The sequence below is a fragment of the Providencia sp. PROV032 genome (assembly GCF_028484875.1).
Classification (GTDB): domain Bacteria; phylum Pseudomonadota; class Gammaproteobacteria; order Enterobacterales; family Enterobacteriaceae; genus Providencia; species Providencia rettgeri_E.
The window spans coordinates 30,467-53,399 of the sequence record NZ_JAMPSX010000033.1; the positions used below are offsets into that span (position 1 = coordinate 30,467).

A 22,933-nucleotide genomic window follows, 5' to 3' on the forward strand; every position below is an offset into this window, starting at 1 on the left:
TGGGGTGTTTTCTATAGAGAAAACTAATATATCAGTGGGTTACATAGCCACATTCATGATGGGTTATGGAAATAACATTCCGCTGATACAATAAAACGTATTTTTACTTAATACTTTTTAAGTAACGTTCTAGATAGAAAAGTGCGCTAATATTCCGAGCTTCGTTGAAATCTGGGTGTTCGAGTAATTCCATCATTCGTGATATTGGCCATCGTTCTTGTTGTAGAGGCTCCGGTTCATCTCCTTCGAGTTTTTCGCTGTATAAATCTTGAGCGAGAAGAATATTCATTTTACTCGAAAAGTATGAGGGTGACATTGTCAGTTTGGCAAGCTGAATAATATGATTAGCGCCATAACCAATTTCTTCTTTGAGTTCACGCTGGGCTGCTTCAATGGCGATCTCACCGGGGTCGATAGCACCTTTGGGAAAGCCTAATTCATAGCTTTCAATCCCGACAGCGTATTCGCGAATGAGAATGAGGTCATCACCCATGATAGGAACGATAAGAACTGCTTCGCGTTTTGCGGGCCGCATTCTTTCATAGACTCGTTTTTCACCATTGCTAAATTCGAGGTCAACTGATTGAATGCTGAATAATTTTGATTGAGCAACATCTTGAATATTCAAGATTTTAGGTTTTTTTAACTCTGTCATAACGATTTCCGAACAGGATGAGTAAAATCTATTGCTAAAAGCCTATTTCATTGATTTACAGGACACAGTTTATCTAGCCCGGTCTGTATTTTGAAATCATCATACAACTATGACCTATATCAAAATAAAATGATAGATATTATCGAGTAGATAAAATGCTGTTAGTATAATTGGCTCAAACAAATAATATGGGTAAACAAATAAAACATTTTTTACAAGATGTTGTAATTTAAAATAAAAACTACAAATAGAATAGGAATCGGCTTATTTTTAGGAAGTGTGAGGGCTGATATGCTTTTCTTATTCATTTTTCATTGGGGAAACAATGCTGAACCATGTCATTATAACGGCTATAATTGTTATTAGCCTAACTATAATGGCTTCCTTCCTATTTTTTAGGCGGGGGCGGCGTTCTGGCGTCTATCAAATACCTTCTGTCGCGTCACCATCATTTAGAAAAATGATTGATTCAGATTACCAAACCCTCTCTCAGTATTTAAATTATTGCTCTGCTATCTCAATAAATACGTCTCAGCATCCATGGCAGATCAAAAAAAATTCAATCATTGCCACGGTTTGTCATTCATTAACGCGTTTTAACTTACGCCAAGAGCAAGGGAATAGCTGGCGCTATTTTATCGATACTATTGAGGTTCAGCTCCCTTCGCAGCTTGAACCTTTCTTACAACGCCAAAATGTCATGGAGATTGTAGAAACAGACCATTTACCCTTGATCATTTCAATGAACAGCCACTCATTGAAGGATTTCAGCGGTGAATGGCAAACCAGTGTACCCAGTGACTCAACATGGTCTGATGCAGCAATTCAAGAACGCGGTGAACATAGTATTGAGCGATTGAAAGTTCGTAAAGAGACGATTGAAGAGTATCGGTTACACCATTCTACAGGTTGGCTTGGCGCTGCAACTATTTGCTTGAGTTTTTTATTTGGTTATTTAACCCTCGTTTCAATTCCGTTATTACAGGAATCGGGGTTAGTGATTACCATGATTACGTTTATTGTTGGGTTACTTATTCTCTTTCGTTCTAGGATGTTTCCTCGAAAATATCAAGATATTCAATGTATTCGCGGTCAACCAAAGCGCTGGGAACTTTATGGCGAGCTTGATAAAAAATATTCCACGAATACGTCTATTGCAGGTATTGACTTGCACTATCCCAGCCATTGGGCAAATTATTTAAAATACGAAGAAAACCAAGCTGTTAATATTGATTTTTATACGACAGGTGAGGTGGTTAGACACGGCAAATACCTTTCTTTGCATGAAGAAGAACATTATTATCCATACAAACGGTTCAAAAAGAATGTGTTGATGTTAGTTGGGGCATTATTAACGATGATGCTGATATTTGCCTATCAACCGATGGGGTTACCGATAAAACTTGGTTTTGCTTGGCTAGGTGGCACAGAGAAAATTAAGGTTGATGACCCTAATGATCTCGTTTCTCGGCAGATAAAAATTGGGGATACCTTAGTTGCCCAAGGTAAAGGGATGTGTTACCGCCCTCCAAATTTGAATAAAGAAAACCAAGCGCAATTTGTGCCGTTTGATTGCTCAGGTATTTATTGGAATGATGTTAGTTTACTGACCGAACCCCAATCAGAAGTTGTTGAGCGCTCAATAACATTGCTTGATACTGTCAAAAGCCAGTTGCATCCAGATAAAAATTCGGTAGGTGTTAACCCAAGACTACAGCGCGATATTATGAAATCAGGGATGAATATTATCTTTGATTTTTCAGCTATTATTTTGGGAACAGAGCAGCTGTGTCATAATTCTGATAATTGCCTAAAATTAAAAAATGCACTGACAAATCTAGGAAGTACAGAGGATTGGCCTACTTTAGTAAAAAAAGCGGCTGCGGGAAAATTAACAGGGGCTCATGTTTTATTACGTGCAGGTAGTGCCGAGGCCTTGGAAAACATCGTGGAAGACACCATATATGATTTTATCAGTACAGAAATAGACAGAGAAGTGCGTAAAATTAATAGCCCTCCCCCTGGTGGTGTTTTATTAATTAGTGATGAAAATAAGCCTTTAGTTGATTCGATACCGGGAACTTCTTTTAATGAGCAATCGCCACTACAGCGCTGGCAAGAGTTGCAACGGTTATCAAATCTTCTGATCAATACACCGTTCAATATTGAAGGGGTTATTACTCATTTATCCGTAGATGCCAATGGCACACTGCAGATTGTGTTGCATGAAGAACCCAATGCAAAAGTGGTATCTCAGTATATATGTAGTACGCTTTTTATGCTGTTTTTGTTGGTGTGTGCACTGTTAAATGGTTCGTTGATTGTGCTACGTGTTTTGAATAATAAGAAGCGTTTGCGTAATATCACAGAATATTATGATAAGTGTTTTGAGGCTAATCCCCCTCCCTATCGTCGATAGTATCATCCCGAAAATCGAGGGAGCCTCTTCTTAGTTTGATTCAGACTTATGTCGAGGAGGCCCCATGAATCAATCCACTATAGAACCTGTTCGCCTTGATAAATGGCTGTGGGCTGCGCGATTCTATAAAACGCGTGCAGTCGCTCGTGAAATGATTGAAGGCGGTAAAGTCCATTACAATGGACAAAGAACTAAGCCTGGAAAAATTGTTGAGCTGCATGGAATCGTTAAACTTCGACAAGGTAATGATGAACGTACGGTTGAAATCATGCAGATCAGCAGCCAGCGCAAAGGTGCACCGGAAGCACAGTTATTGTACTGTGAAACCGTAGAAAGTATTGAACAACGAGAGAAAATGGCACAAGCGCGTAAGATGAACGCACTGACGATGCCACATCCAGAGCGACGTCCAGATAAGAAAGAACGGCGTACTCTGTTAAAGTTTAAACAAACAAATTCTCATGAGTCGTCTTAATGACGGCCTGAGCAACAGTCAAAGCAATAGAGAGATATTATGGCAAACCAAGACTCACTCCACCGTTTTTTATTTGAACAACATTCTGTTCGCGGAGAAATGATTAGTGTGGATGAAACCTTTGAACACATTTTAGAAAACCATGACTACCCAACTGCGGTAAAAGGTTTGCTAGGAGAGCTACTTGTTGCAACCAGTTTATTGACGGCAACGTTGAAGTTCGATGGCGATATTACTGTTCAAATCCAAGGCGATGGTCCTGTCAATTTGGCGGTTATCAACGGCAATAATTTACAACAGATGCGTGGCGTTGCCCGTGTAGATGGTCCCGTTGTAGCAGGTAGCACCCTGAAACAGATGGTTGGTAACGGTTTTATGGTGATTACCATTACACCGAATCAAGGTGAACGTTATCAAGGGATTGTGGCGATCGAAGGGGATTCTATCGAAGAAAGCATTGATGCCTATTTTCGCCAATCCGAGCAATTACCAACCCGTTTATTCATCCGCGTGGGTGAAGTGGATGGGAAACCAAGTGCAGGTGGCATGCTGTTGCAAGTTTTGCCTGCAGCAAATGAAACTAGCCATGATTTCTTTGACCATTTAGTGCAACTGACGGCCACAATTAAAGGCCAAGAGCTGAGCACATTAGATGTGAAAGAGATTTTACATCGTCTTTATCATGAAGAAGATGTCACGCTATATGACCCACAATCTGTCGAGTTTCGTTGTACTTGTTCAAGGGAGCGTTGTGAAGGTACGTTAGCCACCTTGCCGAAGGAAGATGTTATCGAGATTTTGCACAAAGATGGAAAAATTGATATGGAATGTGAATTTTGTGGCTCACACTATGTATTTATTGAATCTGATCTTCAAGGGTTAAATAATGAGCTAAATCAGCAACTTCACTGATACGATTTAGCAACCTAATTATGTGACAAGGGTGCAATTCTGCACCTTTTTTTTATAATTTTAAAGCATTATTACGTGCTCTAAGTCTCATTATGAATTAAAAAAAATTATACATTTTCAATTCTTTGATAGCAATCGCTGTTAATTAGTCGTAAAGAATTATGATCATCCGCAGATTAGTTATGTTTACCAGGAGCAATATAATGAGCGCTAAAAGCATTACCCTGAAGGAACTTGAAAAGTACGGTATTCATGATGTAACTGAAGTGGTTTATAACCCAAGTTACGAGCTATTATTCACGGAAGAAACTAAGCCAGAACTTGAAGGTTATGAGCGCGGAACAGTAACTACTTTAGGTGCTGTTGCGGTTGATACAGGTATCTTTACTGGCCGTTCCCCAAAAGATAAATATATTGTACGTGATGATGTGACTCGCGATACAGTTTGGTGGGCAGACCAAGGTAAAGGTAAAAATGATAACAAACCTATGTCACAAGAAGTTTGGGCGGATCTCAAACATTTAGTGACGGAACAACTGTCAGGTAAACGTTTATTTATCGTTGATGCATTCTGTGGTGCGAACGCTGATACGCGTCTAAAAGTACGCTTTATCACTGAAGTTGCATGGCAGGCGCATTTCGTTAAAAACATGTTCATTCGCCCATCAGATGAAGAGTTAGTCGGTTTTGAACCTGACTTTATCGTTATGAATGGTGCGAAATGTACTAACCCGAATTGGAAAGCACAAGGTTTGAATTCAGAAAACTTTGTTGCGTTCAACTTAACAGAACGCATGCAACTGATCGGTGGCTCTTGGTACGGTGGCGAAATGAAGAAAGGTATGTTCTCTATGATGAACTACCTGTTGCCATTAAAAGGCATTGCATCTATGCACTGTTCCGCTAACGTCGGTGAAAAAGGCGATGTAGCCATTTTCTTTGGCTTATCTGGAACAGGTAAAACAACACTTTCTACGGACCCAAAACGCAAGTTAATTGGTGACGATGAACACGGTTGGGATGATGACGGCGTATTCAACTTTGAAGGCGGTTGCTACGCAAAAACGATCAACCTGTCTAAAGAAGCTGAGCCAGATATCTATGGCGCTATCAAACGTGATGCGTTATTAGAAAACGTCGTAGTATTGGCAGATGGTTCAGTCGATTTCAATGATGGTTCGAAAACTGAAAACACCCGTGTTTCTTACCCAATCTACCACATTGAAAACATTGTAAAACCTGTTTCTAAAGCAGGTCATGCAACAAAAGTTATCTTCTTAACCGCAGATGCATTTGGTGTATTACCGCCGGTTTCTCGTTTGACGCCTGAGCAAACGCAGTACCACTTCTTGTCGGGCTTCACGGCGAAACTAGCAGGTACAGAGCGTGGTGTGACGGAACCGACCCCGACATTCTCTGCATGTTTTGGTGCTGCATTCTTATCACTGCACCCAACACAATACGCTGAAGTATTAGTTAAGCGTATGGAAGCAGTAGGCGCGAAAGCTTACTTAGTGAATACAGGTTGGAATGGTACAGGTAAACGTATTTCCATCAAAGATACACGTGCCATTATCGATGCTATTTTAAGTGGCGATATCGAAAAAGCAGACATGATTAAACTGCCGGTATTCGATTTAGAAGTCCCAACAGCATTACCGGGTGTGGATACCAATATCCTAGACCCACGTAATACTTATGCAGACAAAGCGCAGTGGGATGAAAAAGCGAAAGACTTAGCGGAACGTTTCGTGAATAACTTTGATAAGTACACGGATACTCCAGCAGGTGCTGCACTGGTGAAAGCAGGGCCAAAACAGTAATTGGCTTTGTGAGTCAATAAATAGAAAAAGGCTCTACCTAGGTAGAGCCTTTTTGTTGTGAAAATGATTATTCTGCGGCGGGTAAGTCAAACAACAGAATTTCACTATCTTCACTCGCTTTGATGGTGAGCTCTGTTTCCTGCCAAATGGCTAAACCATCGCTGGTGGTTGCTTTTTGGCCATTGACTTCAACATTCCCTTTAACGACTTGGATCCAGACAACACGTTTATCTGCGATCGCATGAGTGTGTGTTTTATTAGCTGGCAATGCCCAGCGCCACAGTTCCATATCCTGATAAACTTTTAATGAGCCATCACGCGCATCCGGTGATAGCACCAATTGCTTGCCATCTTTGGAATCGAACCGTTTTTGCTCATAACGCGGCTCAATCCCTGTTTTTTCAGGAATGATCCAAATTTGGTACAGATGTAGCTCTTCTTCATTGCTTGGGTTGTATTCAGAATGACGAATACCCGTACCCGCACTCATAATTTGGAATTCACCCGCAGGGATTTGCTCCATATTGCCCATGCTGTCTTTATGTTCGACAGTCCCATTGAGCACATAGGTCAATATCTCCATATCGTTATGGGGATGTGTTCCAAACCCTTGGCCAGCCGCAATAAAGTCTTCGTTAATCACTCTTAGCGCAGAGAAGCCCATAAATTGCTCATCATAGTAGCTAGAGAATGAAAAGGTATGCCAACTGTCGAGCCATCCATGGTTTGCATGACCACGTTCGTTTGCTTTGCGTAAATAGATCATCGTGTTTTCTCCTGTACGGATTTCAACCTTGGTTGAACTCGCTCTAAATGTATTGATGACAGTTTAACCATTTTGCGAAAAGAGAAAAGTAGCTGCCGTTAACCATAGGATCCAAAAAATTTGAACAAGTAGGTTTGAGATAAGTGAAGAAAATGGATAGGAAATGATGATGTGGGAATTTTAACCAATTAAGCCATTGATGTAGGTAAAAAAATAGCCAGCGCAAGGCTGGCTAAAGTAAACACTGGAAGCAATGTGAGCAATGTCGTACTTCTTACAATAGGTGACTAAGTAACCGTATCGAGGAAGTAATGATAATGATAATAGTTATCACTATCGTTTGTGAAGCATTATTTTTAACCAAAATAATATATCTTATAATTAAAACTGCAATTATATGATTTCTATAGAGTTAAATATTAACCATTATTTTTCAATGGATTAAGATATATTCGGTTAAAAGGATGCAAACAAGAAGGCATCGCGGATATTGTTCCCTTTAAATTAATTAGGGGGAATGGGCAGGCTTTCTGCACAGGCTGCCGCAGAACTCCAAGCCCATTGGAAGTTATAACCACCTAACCAGCCAGTGACATCGACGACTTCACCAATAAAATATAGCCCCTCAGTTTTCAGTGAACCCATTGTTTTCGATGATATCTCATGGGTATCAACACCTCCTAGGGTCACCTCTGCGGTGCGGTAACCTTCTGTCCCGTTGGGTTGAACCTGCCAGGCATGTAACGTGTTATGCAGCACTTCAATTTGCGGATGGTTCAATTGCTTTAGGGTGCACTCAGGGATTTGCCCTTGGGCTTGCATGATTTCAATTAGCCGCTTAGGCAATAATTTTGCAAGGGTATTTTTTAAGGATTGATTTGGGTGCTCTTGCTTTTCTGCCGCTAAAAAGTCGCTCAGTGAAAGGTTAGGAAGTAAGTTAATACTCACATACTCTCCGGGGTTCCAATAACTAGAAATCTGCAAGATAGCAGGGCCGGAGAGGCCTCGATGGGTAAAGAGAATATTTTCTTTAAACAACGTCCCATCCGCAGCTGTCACGGTTGCTGCGACTGAGATCCCTGAAAGGACTTGCAGCGCTTCTAAAAGTGGCTTATGCAGTGTAAATGGCACAAGGCCAGCACGAGTTGGAATAATCGAGTGGCCAAATTGTTCTGCGATGCGGTAGCCAAATGGTGTGGCGCCAAGACCTGGCATCGATAACCCACCCGTTGCGACAACCAGTGAGCGAGCACTTACTTGACTCCCATTTACCGTGACCAGAAAGCCCTCTGGTATTTTTTCGACACCAGTGACTTCGCTGCGAAGTTTTATCGTTATATTCGGTAAGTTACACTCATTTTGCAGCATATCGACGATATCTTGTGCGCTATTATCACAAAAAAGCTGCCCTAGGGTTTTTTCATGGTATGGAATATTATATTTATCAACTAAAGCGATAAAATCCCACTGTGTATAGCGAGCAAGTGCTGACTTACAAAAATGCGGGTTTGTTGAAATGTAATTGCTATGCTCTGCGTACATATTAGTGAAATTGCAGCGACCACCACCGGACATCAATATTTTTCTGCCTAATTTTTTTCCGTTATCAACCACTAGCGTCTTTAAACCGCGTTTGCCAGAGTGTGAGGCACAAAATAAACCCGCTGCGCCAGCACCTAAAATAATAACGTCGAAATTTTTCACAGTAAGTGTCTCTATATATGTTTGATTTTAAGCATAATTACATTAGCAACACGGATATTTTACGTCATCTCATCATGATTGTAATGTAAAGCTTCGAGGAAGAACTGATGAAAACTATACAGGACGTATTATAATTAGAGAAATTCGTCTAAAAAAAGCAAACAACGATTATTTTCTGGAAATATCGTTAAAAAGTTTCAAAAATTCAGAATAAGTTTGATTGCTTTAATTTATTGAAAAATATGGGGTAATTGCTATGGGGTACTTTTTTGATGAGTAGTTAAATCAAAAAAAGGTTAGATTTTGCTTCCACCGCCAGCGTTTGTCACTGATAATGCGCCGCGTTCATGTCCAACATATAATGGCTTAACGTCTATGCTACATCTTTTTACAGGTTTAGAATTTCATACAGGTCTATTATTAGTTCTGGCACTGTTATTTGTGCTGGTCTATGAGGCTATAAATGGCTTCCATGACACCGCTAACGCGGTAGCTACGGTTATTTATACCAGAGCAATGCGGGCTCAGTTCGCAGTTGTCATGGCAGGGGTTTTTAACTTTTTTGGTGTCTTGCTGGGAGGGTTGAGCGTCGCATATGCAATTGTCCACCTCTTACCAACAGACCTCCTACTCAATGTGAGCTCAGCTCACGGCCTTGCAATGGTTTTTTCATTGCTCTTGGCTGCAATTATTTGGAACCTTGGAACTTGGTACTTAGGTATCCCTGCTTCCAGTTCGCACACGCTGATTGGCGCGATAATCGGGGTGGGTTTAACCAACGCGATTGTGACTGATTCGTCTGTCGTTGATGCCTTGAATATACCGAAAATGATCAGTATTTTCATGTCATTAATTTTGTCTCCAGCTATCGGTTTTGTGATTGCCGGTTTGATGATTTTCTTTTTGCGCCGTTATTGGAGTGGCACAAAGAAACGTCGACGTATTCACTTAACACCAGCGGAACGTGAGAAAAAAGATGGTAAGCGTAAGCCACCATTCTGGACCCGAACTGCATTGATTTTGTCAGCAGTTGGGGTAAGTTTCTCCCATGGTGCGAACGATGGCCAGAAAGGCATCGGTCTTATCATGCTAGTGCTAATTGGTGTTGCCCCAGCAGGTTTCGTTATGAATATGAATTCTAACGGTTATGACATCGCAAAAACGCATGATGCGGTTGTCCACCTGCAACAATACTATGAAACACATAAACCAGCGTTAAACCATGCAATAGAAAATGCGCCTGCCGTTGCAGAAAGTAGTGATGAACCAGGTGGCGAATTCCATTGTGATAGCACGCGTACTGCCGCTATTTTAAATCAAGCTCAAACGATGCTAAATGGCATTCAAAGCTACGAAGAGTTGACGCCAGACCAACGTAACCACGCACGCCGTTTACTGATGTGTATCTCTGATACTGCGAATGCGGTTGCGAAATTACCAGAAACAAGCTCGAAAGATGCCAGCTTGCTGAAAAAACTCAGTAATGATTTGCTGTATACCGTTGAATATGCGCCTCTGTGGATCATTATTGCGGTTGCTTTAGCATTATCATTAGGCACCATGTTCGGTTGGCAGCGTGTTGCTGTGACCATTGGTGAGAAAATTGGTAAGAAAGGCATGACTTATGCGCAAGGTGTCTCTGCTCAGGTGACTGCAGCGGTGTCTATCGGCGTGGCAAGTTATACTGGTATGCCCGTTTCAACAACGCAGGTTTTATCTTCTGCCGTTGCGGGGACAATGGTTGTCGATGGTGGTGGCGTACAAACAAAAACCATTAAAAGCATCGCGTTAGCATGGTTATTAACTTTACCGGTGTCCATTGTGTTATCGGGTGGGTTGTACTGGCTATCGCTGCTGTTTATCTAGTCGCACTAATTTTGGCTTCATGCATAAGTATGGGGCCTTTAACCGTTACATGAACACAGTAATCTACATATACAAAATAGTGATGATCGTAAGGTCATCACTATTTTTTTATTAGTCAGTCACTAATTACAATTAACCCGTTATCAATAAATAGACTAAGCTCACGACAACAAGAATGCTGAGCCTGCTTATCATCATGAATTGCTTGCGGATCCGCTCACAACGCAAAATAACCTCAGGGTCATAATGTTCAAGGTATTGTTTGTTATTTATATATCGAACTAACCGTAGTTGCTTGTTCAGTTGACCGTGTGTAGTAAAAAAACCATTACCATCAACGGATTGATAAAGCAGAGGGTCTGAGTCCCTTAGAATAGATAATAAAGCACGAATGGAAGAAAAATACCGCATCATATTTAAGATGCACAAAATGCATAATGCCCAAAACAATGCAATCATACTGAACATAATCCTCTCCTTAGAACCTAGCTCAAGCTCACAGCAATTGTCGCAAAGGAAATACAGCAGAAAAATTGTACTTATACTCAGTTATTTTATTGTAGGATAAATTACTGTTTAAAAAAAGTGCAGTTAGCGCAAATTTGTGATGACCTTTTGTTTATATTGAAGAAATTAAACTTGGGTTACTGAACTTTGATATCACAGTTTGCTGTACAACCTTGTTGTTTCTCTAAGCTAAAGTATTTCCCATAACTCGAATTTTTTAGGGCTATATATTAATATTGAATGAATGATGTTATTGTTTTATAAAATGTTATATGCAGTGATGATTTTAAGGTTAATCTGCTTAGATGTGATCAAAGCGACACTTAATAATCACAATTAGCGGGTATAGTATTCATAAAAATGTGGTGAAGGCATAACCACCAGATAATCAGCATTCCGAAGGAGTTTACTTATGGCTTACAAACATATTCTCGTTGCGGTAGATTTATCACCTGAAAGTAAAGTATTACTGGATAAGGCTGTCTCTATGGCAAAACCTTACGGGGCCAAAGTATCTATGATCCATGTTGATGTTAACTATTCAGACCTCTATACCGGTCTTATTGATGTCAATCTTGGAGACATGCAGCAACGTATTACTGATGAAACGCGTAATGCTCTGAAGGACTTGTCTGCGGGTGCAGGTTATGAAATTCAAGAAACACTCAGTGGCAGCGGTGACCTAGGTCAAGTACTGGTCGATGCCATTAAAAAATACAATATGGATTTAGTGGTCTGTGGGCATCACCAAGATTTCTGGAGCAAGCTGATGTCGTCTGCTCGTCAGTTAATCAATACCGTCCATGTGGATATGTTGATTGTTCCACTGAATGATGATGAAGAATAATCCATATCTCTATATTTGAAATATTATTCACTAAAAACGCTTGCTTATGCAGGCGTTTTTTTTGTTTCAAAATATGTATCTTGAGGGAGTTATTGGCAGGTCAAGCAATTTATTTTGCTATTGAGTGAAAAAAAACCTTGAATTTAGAATACAAACTAATGATATATTCAATAGGCAAACGCAAATCAACCTCACATTTCCTAAAAATAATGAAAAGAAAGAGTGAGGCACATCACAACAACTACAATGTTAAAAAGGAAGACATAGATGACACAATCACTATCTTCGTTCTTGGAGTCTGTCCAAAAAAGAGACCCTTCTCAACCTGAATTTCTACAAGCAGTGCGTGAAGTATTCACTTCCCTTTGGCCGTTTTTAGAGCAAAATGCTAAGTATCGTGACCAAGCTTTACTGGAACGTTTTGTTGAACCTGAGCGTGTAATTCAATTTCGAGTGTGTTGGGTGGACGACCAAGGTAAAGTTCAAGTCAATCGTGCATGGCGTGTGCAATTTAGCTCTGCAATCGGCCCATTCAAAGGTGGTATGCGTTTTCATCCATCTGTGAATTTATCTATCCTGAAATTCTTAGGCTTCGAACAAACACTGAAAAATGCTTTGACCACATTACCAATGGGTGGTGGTAAAGGTGGCTCTGACTTTGATCCTAAAGGTAAAAGTCATGGTGAAGTGATGCGTTTTTGCCAAGCATTGATGACAGAATTGTATCGCCATATCGGTTCTAATACTGACGTCCCAGCAGGGGATATTGGTGTGGGTGGTCGTGAAGTGGGCTTTATGACAGGGATGATGAAAAAACTGTCTAATGACACTTCTTGTGTATTCACGGGTAAAGGATTGTCTTTTGGTGGCAGTTTAATTCGTCCAGAAGCAACCGGTTACGGTTTGGTTTATTTCACCAATGCGATGCTAAAACGCCATGGCCTAGGTTTTGAAGGAATGCGTGTTGCGGTTTCCGGTTCAGGTAACGTTGCGCAGTACACCATTGAAAAATGTATGGAATTGGGCGCGAAAGTCGTTACTGCATCTGATTCAAGTGGCACAGTTGTTGATGAAGCCGGCTTTACAACAGAGAAATTAGCTCGTTTAGAAGAAATCAAAAACAACTATGGTCGTATTGAAGAATATGCAAAAGAGTTTGGCTTAACTTACTTAGCGGGTCAGCAACCATGGAATGTGCCTGTTGATATCGCTCTGCCATGTGCAACACAAAATGAGCTGGATGTTGATGCAGCAAAAGTGTTAATTAAAAATGGCGTTAAAGCGGTCGCAGAAGGGGCTAATATGCCAACAACTATTCCTGCAACTGAGCTGTTCCTTGAAGCAGGGGTGCTGTTTGCACCAGGCAAAGCGGCTAACGCAGGTGGTGTTGCGACTTCCGGTCTAGAAATGGCACAGAATGCGGCTCGCCTAGGTTGGAAAGCAGAGAAAGTTGACGCTCGTCTGCACCACATCATGTTGGATATCCACCAGCATTGTGTGGAATTCGGTGGTGAAGAGAAACAAACAAACTATGTTCAAGGCGCTAATATCGCGGGCTTCGTAAAAGTCGCTGATGCAATGCTTGGGCAGGGTGTGTTGTAATTCTCTGACCTCAAAACGTACGCGAAAGGGCGGCTGTATCATACTGATAAATTCACCTGTACATACGCCCTTCGCCGTTACGTTTATTCGTTACTTTTAATGCATGGATAGATATCAAACCGATGGTTTTTAGTGGTAACCGCTGATGGCGCTTTTTGTCCCGCTAGGGGTTCTGCGTAGTCAGGGCGCTTAACAACCACTCTACGTTTAGCCAAAGCAAGCGCAGGGGCTAATAAGGAATCTGCGTCATTATCTGCTCCCACCAATGACTGAAATACCCGCATTTCTTTTTTCACCAAAGCACTTTTTTGCCGATGAGGATACATTGGGTCAAGATAGATAACATCAGGGGCATGGGTTATCTCACTCAGTGCTGTAATACTGGATGCATGAATCAATGACATTCGCTCTTGTAACCATGGGCCAATTTCTGCATCTTGATAGCCTCGTTGTAAACCATCATCCAATAGAGCAGCAACTACAGGGTGGCGCTCTAACATGCGGACATGGCAACCGAGAGCGGCTAGAACAAAGGCATCACGCCCTAAACCAGCAGTGGCATCAATCACATCGGGAAGATAATCTTTTTTGATCCCGACGGCTTTGGCAACAGCTTCACCGCGACCTCCACCAAATTTGCGACGATGGGCCATCGCGCCCGAGACGAAATCAACAAAAATACCCCCTAACTTAGGCTCATCTAGTTTGCGCAGTTGTAAGTTTTCAGGCGTAAGTACAACCGCCATAACGGCATCAGGGGTGTGAGAAAGTTGCCATTTTTCAGAAAGTTGAGAAAGAGTGCCGGGATCGGCACCCTCTTCGCAGATCAATTGGATCTCAATACGATTAGCCATGAATACCATAGCTCTTCAACATGGCATCGAGTTCTGGTTTGCGACCACGAAAGCGTTCAAACAGCGTCATTGGTTCTTCTGAACCACCACGACTTAAGATATTGTCGAGGAAAGACTGACCCGTTTGGCGGTTAAAGATACCTTCTTCACTGAAACGTGAATATGCATCAGCCGCAAGCACATCTGCCCATAAGTAGCTGTAATAGCCTGCTGCATAGCCACCTGCGAAAATATGGCTAAAAGCATGTGGGAAGCGCGACCATGTTGGTGAAGGGACCACGGCGACTTTATCTTTAATTGCATATAACGTGGGCATGACTTGCGCACCTTTTGCTGGGTCATACTCAGCATGTAAGGTGAAATCAAACAGGCCAAATTCCAACTGGCGCAGAACAAACATGGCTGACTGGTAATTCTTCGCCGCTAACATGCTATTGAGCATTTCTGTTGGTAATGGTTCGCCTGTCTCATAATGGCCAGAAATAAATTCGAGGGCTTCAGGCTCCCAGCACCAATTTTCCATAAACTGACTTGGCAGTTCGACAGCATCCCATGGTACACCATTGATCCCAGCGACATCGGCCACATCAATTTGCGTTAACATATGGTGCAAGCCGTGACCAAATTCGTGGAATAAGGTCGTGACTTCATTATGCGTAAACAGTGCGGGTTTATCGCCAAGTGGTTTGTTGAAGTTACAGGTTAAATAGGCTACAGGATTTTGTAATGAGCCGTCTTTATGCACCATGCGGCCAACACAGTCATCCATCCAAGCTCCGCCTCGTTTATGTTCGCGAGCATAGAGGTCTAGGTAGAAGCTGCCGCGTAAGGTATTGGTTTCATCATAGAGTTCAAAGAAACGCACATCTTTATGCCATGTTTCTACATCATTGCGTTCTTTGGCCGTTAAACCATAGATACGATGAACAACTTCGAACAACCCATTCAGTACGCGTTGTTCAGGGAAATATGGACGTAATTGTTCATCATTTAATGAGAATTTATGCTGTTTTTGTTTTTCGCTGTAATAAGCTAAATCCCAAGACTCAAGTGTATCGACACCATAATGTTCTTTAGCAAAAGCCGTTAGTTCAGCTAGTTCATTTTCCCCTTGTTGATGAGCACGATCGGCTAAATCATTGAGGAAATTTAGCACTTGCTCTGGCGACTCGGCCATTTTGGTGGCAAGGGATTTTTCTGCGTAGTTTTTAAAACCTAATAATTGCGCTAGTTCGTGGCGTAAAGCCATCAGTTCATCAATTAATTCGCTGTTATCCCATTTACCCGCATTTGGGCCTTGGTCAGACGCACGGGTGCTATATGCATGGCTCATCTCACGTCGTAATTCTGCGTTGTCAGCATAGGTCATAACAGGTAAGTAGCTTGGCATATCGAGGGTAAGTAAGTAGCCTTCTTCACCTTTTGACTCAGCCATGGCTTTTGCTGCGGCAATAGCACTTTCCGGCATGCCTGCTAATTCTTTTTCGTCTTTAATGAGCTTACTCCAACCCATGGTCGCATCAAGGACGTTATTGCTAAACTTAGAGGCTATCTCCGACAAACGTGCAACAATTTCACCATAACGTTGCTGTTTTTCAGCAGGTAAGCCAATGCCGGATAATTCAAAATCACGTAAAGTATTTTCGATAGATTTACGTTGAGCTTGGGTAAGGGAATTAAATTCATCCCCTTCTTTTAATGATTTATATGCTTGGTATAAAGGCTCATGTTGCCCCATCCAAGTACTGAATTCAGACAGTAATGGCAAACATTGTTCGTAGGCTTCACGTAATTCAGGGCTGTTTTTCACGGAGTGTAAATGACCCACTGGTGACCAAACACGAGAAAGCTTATCACTAGCTTCTTCTAAAGGTTGGCACAGGTTATCCCAAGTGTATTGATCTGTTGCACTCAGCAGGTTTTCTACTGTTTGGCGATATTCATTGAGTACGTGTTGGACTGCGGGAAAAATATCCGCGGGCTCTATAGTAGAAAAGCGGGGTAGTGCGGAATCGGCTAATAATGAATTTGTCATAAAACATCCTGTGATTGCAGGCTTGCGCTCGTAGGCCAAGGCTTACTGTGTTGACAATAAAAGTTTAATGGCGAACTTAGACCCAAAGATGGTCAATATTATGGGTGATAGAACCAGCACGCCATTGCGAATATAAGAAAGTATATGGGGGCAAATGTACAAACCTCAATATCAATCTAACGTTTTTTCTTATTAACGCTTATCAATAAATGGGATTTTTATTGGCTTTTATCAATAAAGGCAATAGTTGTAGTTTCAATGCTTTGGAAAATAATGAATTCAGTCTATAATCACTTTCCAATCTATAGAGGAAGATCGTCGTCTCCGGTGAGGCGGCTGGATTTCAAATCCAGTTGGGGCTGCCAGCAGTCCCGGGCAGGTTCGACTCCTGTGATCTTCCGCCAAACGCAGTTTCTGAATTTCTCTCAAAGTCTATATTTTCCTTTTAAATCAACAAGATTAATCACTTCGAAGTCTGTCTGATTCTCCCCATGTTTACTGGTTTATACCCCTGTTTGGGGGCAAAATTGGGGGCATAATTTTTCCTTATTTTTTGGATGCCCCCACGATGAAGCTCAAAGCCAGTCAGGTAGCGGCCTCAAGGCCAATGGTAACCCCCTATAAAATGACCGATGGAGGGGGGTTATATCTCGAGGTTAACACCAATGGATCGAAGGCTTGGAGAATGAAATATCGTTTTGGAGGAAAAGAGAAACGACTTTCTTTTGGAATGTACCCACTAGTTTCACTCGCTGATGCGCCCATAATATTCAGGCGAGTGAGTCACGAGTACATTTACGGGAGTAAAAAATATTGATTGTGACTGTGGACTATGAACTTTCTATCAAGTAAACCAATCATTTTAAAACGATCCAAAGAACTGTATTTGCTTGCATAGGTAGGGATAAGGTGGAAGAGCTGATTATTTGTTATGTATAAGTGGTCATGTAACGCATTGTTTTATTACGTATTTTATTTTATGAATTATATCTTATAAATAAGGCGTAATATAACAGTATATCGCAATTTATTTAACACAATAAGATTATGCTAATAAAAACAAGGTGTTAAGATTAATATTTGCATAAAGAAATTACTTTAACGTTATAAACTCATTACAAATCAGTGAATGGTTGTAAGTAAATATCTCAAAAACTCCATTTCGGAGTACATAAAATATATTTAACTAACGAAATACGCTTTCTGTGTGTTTTTTTTGTTTTTGTTAGTTATGTTAATTCTTAGTTCTGACTTATTTATTATTTTAAGATTAAAATTCTAATTTTGATGATCTGAGAGGTTATTGATGAAAATAATGATAAATCTTAAGTTTTTAATTTTCATTTAATATCAATGAGTTAATTTGATATTTTTCGTTACATTCTACAAGGTAAATACATACTTTAGCGATATCTGCGTACGCATTTTACGGATATTATTCATTTCGTTCCTCACAGCAGGTAAATAATTTTTAATTTAATTACTCTTTAATATATAAGGTATACAAAATGAATAAGACTTTAATCGCATTATGCTTAGCGTTAACTACGACTTCTATTTCTGCAATGGCTGCGGATGCTGGTTCTGGTAAAATTACATTTAAAGGAACTGTAAATAGCGGTGCTTGTACAATTGCTCCTTCTGATGTTAATAAAGAAGTTCAATTAGGAAGTATTTCAGCGGCTAATTTAGCTACTGCGGGTAAAACAGGTCCATTAAATACATTTGAATTAAAATTACAAGATTGCCAACTCGATTCAGGTACTGCAGGCTCACCTTATTCTAAAGTAAAAATTGCATTTAATGGTCAACCTGATACAGCGAAAGCAACATTATGGTCAAACTCAGGCAGTGCAGATAACGTTGCTGTGGCATTCTTTGATAATGCAGGTAAAACAATTAAGCCAGGTGATACTTTAGAACAAACACTGAAAGCATCTGAAACCACTATTATTTTATCTGCTCAAGCAGAATCAACTGGTACAGCAACTTCAGGTAGCATCAGCTCTGTTGCAAACTATGTATTAAGCTACGAATAAGATAGCCATTATGTCTAGCCCAAAAGCTTTACGCTAATTAGCGTAAAGCTTTGTATTCCCCCACTACAATAATAAGAGTGCCAACATGTATTTTAAGAAAAAAAATATAGGTTATATGATCTCACTCATTATATGTGGTGGGTATGCTAATGCTGAAACCTTTAATATTAATGCACTTAATTTATCTGTCGAAGATAATATTGATTTAAGCTATTTTGAGAAAAATAGTTTAAATGAAGGTCTGTATGAATCGGATATTATTTTAAATGACAAAAAAATTATCCGTGGCGAAAAAATTAAATTTATTAGCAATAACGGTATTATTGAGCCGTGTATTACAGCACAGTTAATAAAACGTTTTCCTTTAAATAAAGAAGCGAAAGAAAAATTAATTTCGTCTCAAGAAGATAACTGTATTAATTTATCATCTCTCGATGAAAATGTAGCTATCGATTTTAATGATAGTGAACAAGTTCTTGTTATTTCTATTCCACAAAAATATATGGAATCCACTTATTCTTCGTGGGTTAGCCCGGAAATGCGCGATTACGGCATTGCAGGCTTAATTTTAGATTACACAATTAGTGATAATCATTTAGTTCGCAAAAATGAAGCAACACGTAACCAGTTATATGCTTTCGGTAATGTGGGAGCAAACTTAGCGCAATGGCGTTTACGTGCAAATTACCAATATGAAAACAAGTTAGTAGGCGAGGATGGGCGTAGCGGTAAGAAACAAAGCTTAGACTGGGACCAAGTCTATGCTTTTAGGGACATTGCTAGTTTATCGGCAAAGCTGTTTGCTGGGGAAATCTTTGTTAAATCTGACTTATTTGATAGCGTGCGTTTCAAGGGCGTGAGCATTTTTACAGACGAAAGCATGATGCCACCTAATCTTAGAGGTTACGCACCTCAAGTTACGGGGATTGCTGCCTCAAATGCAACAGTCACATTATCACAAAATGGCCGTATTATTAGCCAAGTAAAAGTCCCCGCAGGTCCTTTTGTTATTAAGGATTTAAGCCAATCCGTCATGGGAACCATTGATGTTACAGTGACAGAGGATAACGGTAAAGAAACAAAGTTTCAGTTTACAACAACCAATATCCCGTTTTTGACTCGTAAAGGTCAAGTTCGCTATACCATGAATTTAGGCCAGTTATCCCCTAAAAATGGAACCTATGCTGACGATAATTTCATGACGGTTGAAAGCTCAGTTGGGGTATTTAACAACACCTCTGTTTTTGGTGGGTTAGTAGCGACTTCAGGGAATAAATATCAAGCCGTTAATATAGGTATTGGTCAAAACCTCGGTTTTTTAGGTGCTTTCTCGGTGGATATCACCCAATCTTACGCAGATACCTTGTTAGGGCGTGAGAAAGGAAAAAGCTATCGTATTAACTATGCAAAAGACTTACCCAGTATTGATGGACAGCTGACGTTAACAGGCTACCGTTTCGCAGATAGAACATTTAACTCATTATCCAATTTTGTTGAGCAAAACTTTGTAGACAGACAAGAAATCGATACAAATAAAGATAAGCATGTTTTTTCATTGTCTTACGCTCAGCAATTACGCGGCATCAATGCAAGTGCAAATATCACGGCATCACGTAAGACATATTGGAATGGCAAGCAAAATAACTATTTTAGTGTAGGTTTAAATAAGTTCTTTGATGAAGGTGTCATGAAAGGCGGGAATATATCACTGTCTTTAAACCAAGTTCGTGGCTCTAATAATAAAACGGATAACCAAATTTATTTGTCTGTCAGTAAGCCATTAAGTTCTGAAGACAAAAATGCATCAATATCTTATTTTGCATCTTATAGCGACAATACCAAACGCTATACTAATAACGTTAATTACAGCCGACATGTTGATAAAAACACGAATTATAATTTAACGGCATCAACCCAAGATGGTTTATCGGAAGGTATGGTCAGCACTTATGTGTCACACAGCGCTGATGCAGGGCAAGTACAAGTGACAGGCGCATTATCAGACTCAATGAGCTCACTCAGTATGACAATGAGTGGTTCAGTCACTGCGACACAACACGGTATTTCAGCTCACCGCCTCACGTATCGTGACCAATCTCGATTAGTGGTTGATGTACCAAATGCTAAAGGCGTTATTATTGAAAATGGTAGTGCAACAACAAACAGTCGTGGATTAGCGACTATCAGTAATGTACCAACCTACTATAATATGGAATATAAGGTTGACGTGAATAATCTTCCAGATACCGTGAATATTGATGATAACGTTTTAGCGTCTACACTCACGGATGGGGCAATAGGCTATGCTAAAATGGATGCGGATATAGGTAAGTCATTGATAACAAGAGTTAAATTATCTAATGGCCAATATCCACCATTAGGCTCAGTGGTGAAAAATAACGTAACGGGTAAAGTTTCAGGCATTATTGCTGAATCTGGCATCGTATACTTAACCGGCTTGAATATGGGCGACCAACTTAGCGTCAATTGGGGGGATGCTCAAACGTGTACATTCCTTGCTGACAGTCTGCTTGCTAAAAGTAGCGATTCAATGACTTGTAGTCACTAATGTGATTTAAATGGGTGAAAAAATGACATTATTTAAAAAAGTGCTTTCCGTTGTTTTACTGTCAAGCGTAATGGGTCAAGCATATGCAGTACTTGGGTTAGATAGAACCCGTATTATTTTTAATGAAGCCGATGGCGGAACCAGTGTCGTTGTTGAAAACCAAGATGCGGGGTCCTCTTTTTTAGCCCAAACTTGGATAGAGAACCAAAAAGGTGAGAAGCTGACGAACTCGTTAGTGGCTTTGCCTTTCTTGCAAAAAATTGGCCCTAAGCAGAAAAAACAAATCAAAATTACGTACATGGATGGGCAAAATACATTACCGACGGATAGAGAAAGCCTGCTTTATTTCAATGTATTAGGCATTCCACCTCAAGGGAAAGAAGCGAATACAGTTCAATTTACTATCCAATCACGCTTAAAACTGTTTTACCGTCCAAAAGGCATTGACTACAAAATATCAGCAGATAAAGATTTTCAGCGGGATTTAAAAGTCACAAAACAAGGTGGAAGTATTACATTGTCAAACCCAACACCGTTTAATATTGTGATAACAAATATCAATGTCGATCAAAGCAAGGATAAAAATTTTCCTGAAGTGCTTGTAGCTCCGTTTAGTGATTCTACAGTGACATTGAAAAACCCTGCATGGAACAGTTTTGAAGTTGCCTATATTGATGATTTTGGTGGATTGAAATTTAATAAATATCAATGTGCAGCGGCACCGTCTTGCCAATTACTGCCACAGGCGAAATAAAAAATGCAAAAGCTGAATCTTACTAAGATGAAAATAAAACAGCAGCTATGGCAAGGAGGGGTATTTTTTCTCCTTCTTATGTCCGGTACAGCAGCTTATGCAGGAGTGACATGTAGACCAAACTCCAGTACGCCGGGAACGGGAAATCCGTGGAATCCGCTGCCTGAAGTCTATATCGATATGAATACAACACCCGGTGTGGTTGCTCCAGGGACATTATTGGGCTCTGCGAGTAGTGGTTGGTTTGTATGGGCTTGTGTATTTTCAGGCTCAAAAGCAGAGCGTACAATTTGGTTTAACAACCAAACCTCGACGAATACAAAAAACTTACTCAAAAATAGCGGCATCAGGCTTTATCAGGATAGTATGTATGGTAAGTCTGTTGAAATAACAGCGGACAATACACCATCTTTAGAAGTAGGTTCTTGGGAGGCGGGTGCTAAAAGTGTGGTGTTTGGTTATACATATCGAGTTATCCGAGGTACGGGTGAATTAAAATCTTTTGATACTGGTGTTTTTAATGTGGGCTATCACAGTGATTACCAGAGAAGAAATTTTGGGGATATGTATCAGGCTAGGATCATCGGGAAACTGGTGAACTACTGTCCAACGCCGATTGTTCGTATGAGCAATAAAGTGGTTGATTTTAAAGAATTAACGGTTGAGAGCTTTGAAAATGGTAAAACAGTTAAAGAAAATTTTTCTTTAGATTTAGTACCGGATTCAACATGTGAAGCTGCATTAGAAATCAGTGTCGCGTTCCAAAGCAACAGTGGTGTGGTAAATAAAAAATATATGCTCTTTAACAATGGCCTACAGGCGACAATCACAGATAGAACTAGTAATCAGCAGGTTATGTTTGACCAATATTACTATAAAGGAAGTATCAGTAAACAAAAGCCAGGCTATTTCCCTTATAGTGTCGAGTTATCAAAGAAAGATGATGAAGCCATTAAATCAGGGCAGTTCAGTAACACTGTGAATGTCTTATTTACTTACCGTTAGAAAGTTTGACTCATACTGTGGTGTTTAGCGAATACTGTTTGTGTTCAAAATGCGGAGGTGGGCTTTTTAGCAGGAAATGACTGACTAGCGGTTCTTAATCA

General features: G+C 40.3%; 17 protein-coding genes, 1 tRNA gene and 1 pseudogene. 13 read left to right on the plus strand and 6 right to left on the minus strand.

The annotated features are described in order from the left end of the window. Nucleotides 1-103 precede the first annotated feature (103 nt). Nucleotides 104-655 (minus strand): ADP compounds hydrolase NudE, encoded by a 552-nt coding sequence (gene nudE, locus PSF42_RS18055; RefSeq protein WP_125894632.1) that lies wholly within the window; start codon nucleotides 653-655, stop codon nucleotides 104-106. Between the two features lie 325 nt (nucleotides 656-980). Between nudE and PSF42_RS18060 the strand changes: the two genes are divergently transcribed. The 4 genes from PSF42_RS18060 (at nucleotide 981) to pckA (ending at nucleotide 6,284) form a co-directional block, all read left to right on the plus strand. Further along, nucleotides 981-3,074, plus strand: coding sequence for an IgaA/UmoB family intracellular growth attenuator (locus PSF42_RS18060; protein ID WP_125894634.1), 2,094 nt, complete (start codon nucleotides 981-983; stop codon nucleotides 3,072-3,074). Between the two features lie 64 nt (nucleotides 3,075-3,138). After that, a complete protein-coding gene (gene hslR / locus PSF42_RS18065; protein WP_004906574.1) occupies nucleotides 3,139-3,549 on the plus strand; it encodes a ribosome-associated heat shock protein Hsp15 in 411 nt (136 codons plus the stop codon). Between the two features lie 39 nt (nucleotides 3,550-3,588). Beyond that, the gene (hslO, locus tag PSF42_RS18070; protein ID WP_125894638.1) at nucleotides 3,589-4,461 is read left to right on the plus strand and encodes an Hsp33 family molecular chaperone HslO; all 873 of its coding nucleotides are present in this window, start codon (nucleotides 3,589-3,591) and stop codon (nucleotides 4,459-4,461) included. 203 nt (nucleotides 4,462-4,664) lie between these two features. Then, nucleotides 4,665-6,284, plus strand: a complete 1,620-nt coding sequence (pckA, locus tag PSF42_RS18075; protein ID WP_125894640.1) for a phosphoenolpyruvate carboxykinase (ATP) — start codon at nucleotides 4,665-4,667, stop codon at nucleotides 6,282-6,284. Between the two features lie 67 nt (nucleotides 6,285-6,351). On the opposite strand, the gene PSF42_RS18080 is transcribed toward pckA, so the two are convergent. Then, the gene (locus PSF42_RS18080; RefSeq protein WP_248467333.1) at nucleotides 6,352-7,050 is read right to left on the minus strand and encodes a pirin family protein; all 699 of its coding nucleotides are present in this window, start codon (nucleotides 7,048-7,050) and stop codon (nucleotides 6,352-6,354) included. A 504-nt stretch (nucleotides 7,051-7,554) separates the two neighbouring features. Further along, nucleotides 7,555-8,754, minus strand: a complete 1,200-nt coding sequence (locus tag PSF42_RS18085; RefSeq protein WP_272680486.1) for an NAD(P)/FAD-dependent oxidoreductase — start codon at nucleotides 8,752-8,754, stop codon at nucleotides 7,555-7,557. A gap of 375 nt (nucleotides 8,755-9,129) precedes the next feature. Here PSF42_RS18085 and pitA point away from each other — a divergent pair, with 375 nt between their 5' ends. Further along, a complete protein-coding gene (gene pitA, locus PSF42_RS18090) occupies nucleotides 9,130-10,620 on the plus strand; it encodes an inorganic phosphate transporter PitA (RefSeq protein ID WP_125894687.1) in 1,491 nt (496 codons plus the stop codon). 132 nt (nucleotides 10,621-10,752) lie between these two features. Here pitA and uspB read toward each other — a convergent pair whose 3' ends face one another. After that, entirely contained in the window at nucleotides 10,753-11,088 is a 336-nt protein-coding gene (gene uspB / locus PSF42_RS18095; RefSeq protein WP_125894647.1) for a universal stress protein UspB, read from the minus strand. Between the two features lie 451 nt (nucleotides 11,089-11,539). Between uspB and uspA the strand changes: the two genes are divergently transcribed. Together uspA and gdhA are read left to right on the plus strand one after the other, a co-directional pair. Beyond that, nucleotides 11,540-11,974: a universal stress protein UspA gene (uspA, locus tag PSF42_RS18100; protein WP_004263149.1), complete on the plus strand. Its 435-nt coding sequence runs from the start codon at nucleotides 11,540-11,542 to the stop codon at nucleotides 11,972-11,974. A gap of 267 nt (nucleotides 11,975-12,241) precedes the next feature. Beyond that, nucleotides 12,242-13,576 (plus strand): NADP-specific glutamate dehydrogenase, encoded by a 1,335-nt coding sequence (gene gdhA / locus PSF42_RS18105; protein WP_125894649.1) that lies wholly within the window; start codon nucleotides 12,242-12,244, stop codon nucleotides 13,574-13,576. A gap of 83 nt (nucleotides 13,577-13,659) precedes the next feature. Here the strand turns inward: gdhA and rsmJ are convergent, their stop codons facing one another. Both rsmJ and prlC read right to left on the minus strand, forming a co-directional pair. Continuing rightward, nucleotides 13,660-14,430 (minus strand): 16S rRNA (guanine(1516)-N(2))-methyltransferase RsmJ, encoded by a 771-nt coding sequence (rsmJ, locus tag PSF42_RS18110; protein WP_125894651.1) that lies wholly within the window; start codon nucleotides 14,428-14,430, stop codon nucleotides 13,660-13,662. Continuing rightward, nucleotides 14,423-16,465, minus strand: coding sequence for an oligopeptidase A (prlC, locus tag PSF42_RS18115; RefSeq protein WP_213914371.1), 2,043 nt, complete (start codon nucleotides 16,463-16,465; stop codon nucleotides 14,423-14,425). Before prlC ends, rsmJ begins: the two co-directional genes overlap by 8 nt. Before the next feature lie 309 nt (nucleotides 16,466-16,774). Between prlC and PSF42_RS18120 the strand changes: the two genes are divergently transcribed. From PSF42_RS18120 to PSF42_RS18145, 6 genes and pseudogenes are all read left to right on the plus strand, one after another. After that, nucleotides 16,775-16,869: transfer RNA gene (locus PSF42_RS18120), tRNA-Sec, on the plus strand. Nucleotides 16,870-17,033: 164 nt separating this feature from the next. Further along, nucleotides 17,034-17,225, plus strand: a pseudogene (locus tag PSF42_RS18125) (Arm DNA-binding domain-containing protein); the annotation flags it as partial. A gap of 748 nt (nucleotides 17,226-17,973) precedes the next feature. Further along, nucleotides 17,974-18,504 (plus strand): fimbrial protein, encoded by a 531-nt coding sequence (locus PSF42_RS18130; protein WP_213914369.1) that lies wholly within the window; start codon nucleotides 17,974-17,976, stop codon nucleotides 18,502-18,504. 85 nt (nucleotides 18,505-18,589) lie between these two features. Then, the gene (locus PSF42_RS18135; RefSeq protein WP_272680487.1) at nucleotides 18,590-21,073 is read left to right on the plus strand and encodes a fimbria/pilus outer membrane usher protein; all 2,484 of its coding nucleotides are present in this window, start codon (nucleotides 18,590-18,592) and stop codon (nucleotides 21,071-21,073) included. Nucleotides 21,074-21,095: 22 nt separating this feature from the next. Beyond that, entirely contained in the window at nucleotides 21,096-21,827 is a 732-nt protein-coding gene (locus tag PSF42_RS18140) for a fimbrial biogenesis chaperone (protein ID WP_213914367.1), read from the plus strand. A gap of 3 nt (nucleotides 21,828-21,830) precedes the next feature. Further along, the gene (locus PSF42_RS18145; RefSeq protein ID WP_125894664.1) at nucleotides 21,831-22,832 is read left to right on the plus strand and encodes a fimbrial protein; all 1,002 of its coding nucleotides are present in this window, start codon (nucleotides 21,831-21,833) and stop codon (nucleotides 22,830-22,832) included. Nucleotides 22,833-22,933 lie beyond the last annotated feature (101 nt).

What these genes read in the sequence shown, in the direction of transcription:
- nudE (WP_125894632.1), bottom strand. Translation starts at nt 655, where the DNA reads ATGACAGAGTTAAAAAAACCTAAAATCTTGAATATTCAAGATGTTGCT.
- PSF42_RS18060 (WP_125894634.1), top strand. Translation starts at nt 981, where the DNA reads ATGCTGAACCATGTCATTATAACGGCTATAATTGTTATTAGCCTAACT.
- hslR (WP_004906574.1), top strand. Translation starts at nt 3,139, where the DNA reads ATGAATCAATCCACTATAGAACCTGTTCGCCTTGATAAATGGCTGTGG.
- hslO (WP_125894638.1), top strand. Translation starts at nt 3,589, where the DNA reads ATGGCAAACCAAGACTCACTCCACCGTTTTTTATTTGAACAACATTCT.
- pckA (WP_125894640.1), top strand. Translation starts at nt 4,665, where the DNA reads ATGAGCGCTAAAAGCATTACCCTGAAGGAACTTGAAAAGTACGGTATT.
- PSF42_RS18080 (WP_248467333.1), bottom strand. Translation starts at nt 7,050, where the DNA reads ATGATCTATTTACGCAAAGCAAACGAACGTGGTCATGCAAACCATGGA.
- pitA (WP_125894687.1), top strand. Translation starts at nt 9,130, where the DNA reads ATGCTACATCTTTTTACAGGTTTAGAATTTCATACAGGTCTATTATTA.
- uspB (WP_125894647.1), bottom strand. Translation starts at nt 11,088, where the DNA reads ATGTTCAGTATGATTGCATTGTTTTGGGCATTATGCATTTTGTGCATC.
- uspA (WP_004263149.1), top strand. Translation starts at nt 11,540, where the DNA reads ATGGCTTACAAACATATTCTCGTTGCGGTAGATTTATCACCTGAAAGT.
- gdhA (WP_125894649.1), top strand. Translation starts at nt 12,242, where the DNA reads ATGACACAATCACTATCTTCGTTCTTGGAGTCTGTCCAAAAAAGAGAC.
- rsmJ (WP_125894651.1), bottom strand. Translation starts at nt 14,430, where the DNA reads ATGGCTAATCGTATTGAGATCCAATTGATCTGCGAAGAGGGTGCCGAT.
- prlC (WP_213914371.1), bottom strand. Translation starts at nt 16,465, where the DNA reads ATGACAAATTCATTATTAGCCGATTCCGCACTACCCCGCTTTTCTACT.
- PSF42_RS18130 (WP_213914369.1), top strand. Translation starts at nt 17,974, where the DNA reads ATGAATAAGACTTTAATCGCATTATGCTTAGCGTTAACTACGACTTCT.
- PSF42_RS18135 (WP_272680487.1), top strand. Translation starts at nt 18,590, where the DNA reads ATGTATTTTAAGAAAAAAAATATAGGTTATATGATCTCACTCATTATA.
- PSF42_RS18140 (WP_213914367.1), top strand. Translation starts at nt 21,096, where the DNA reads ATGACATTATTTAAAAAAGTGCTTTCCGTTGTTTTACTGTCAAGCGTA.
- PSF42_RS18145 (WP_125894664.1), top strand. Translation starts at nt 21,831, where the DNA reads ATGCAAAAGCTGAATCTTACTAAGATGAAAATAAAACAGCAGCTATGG.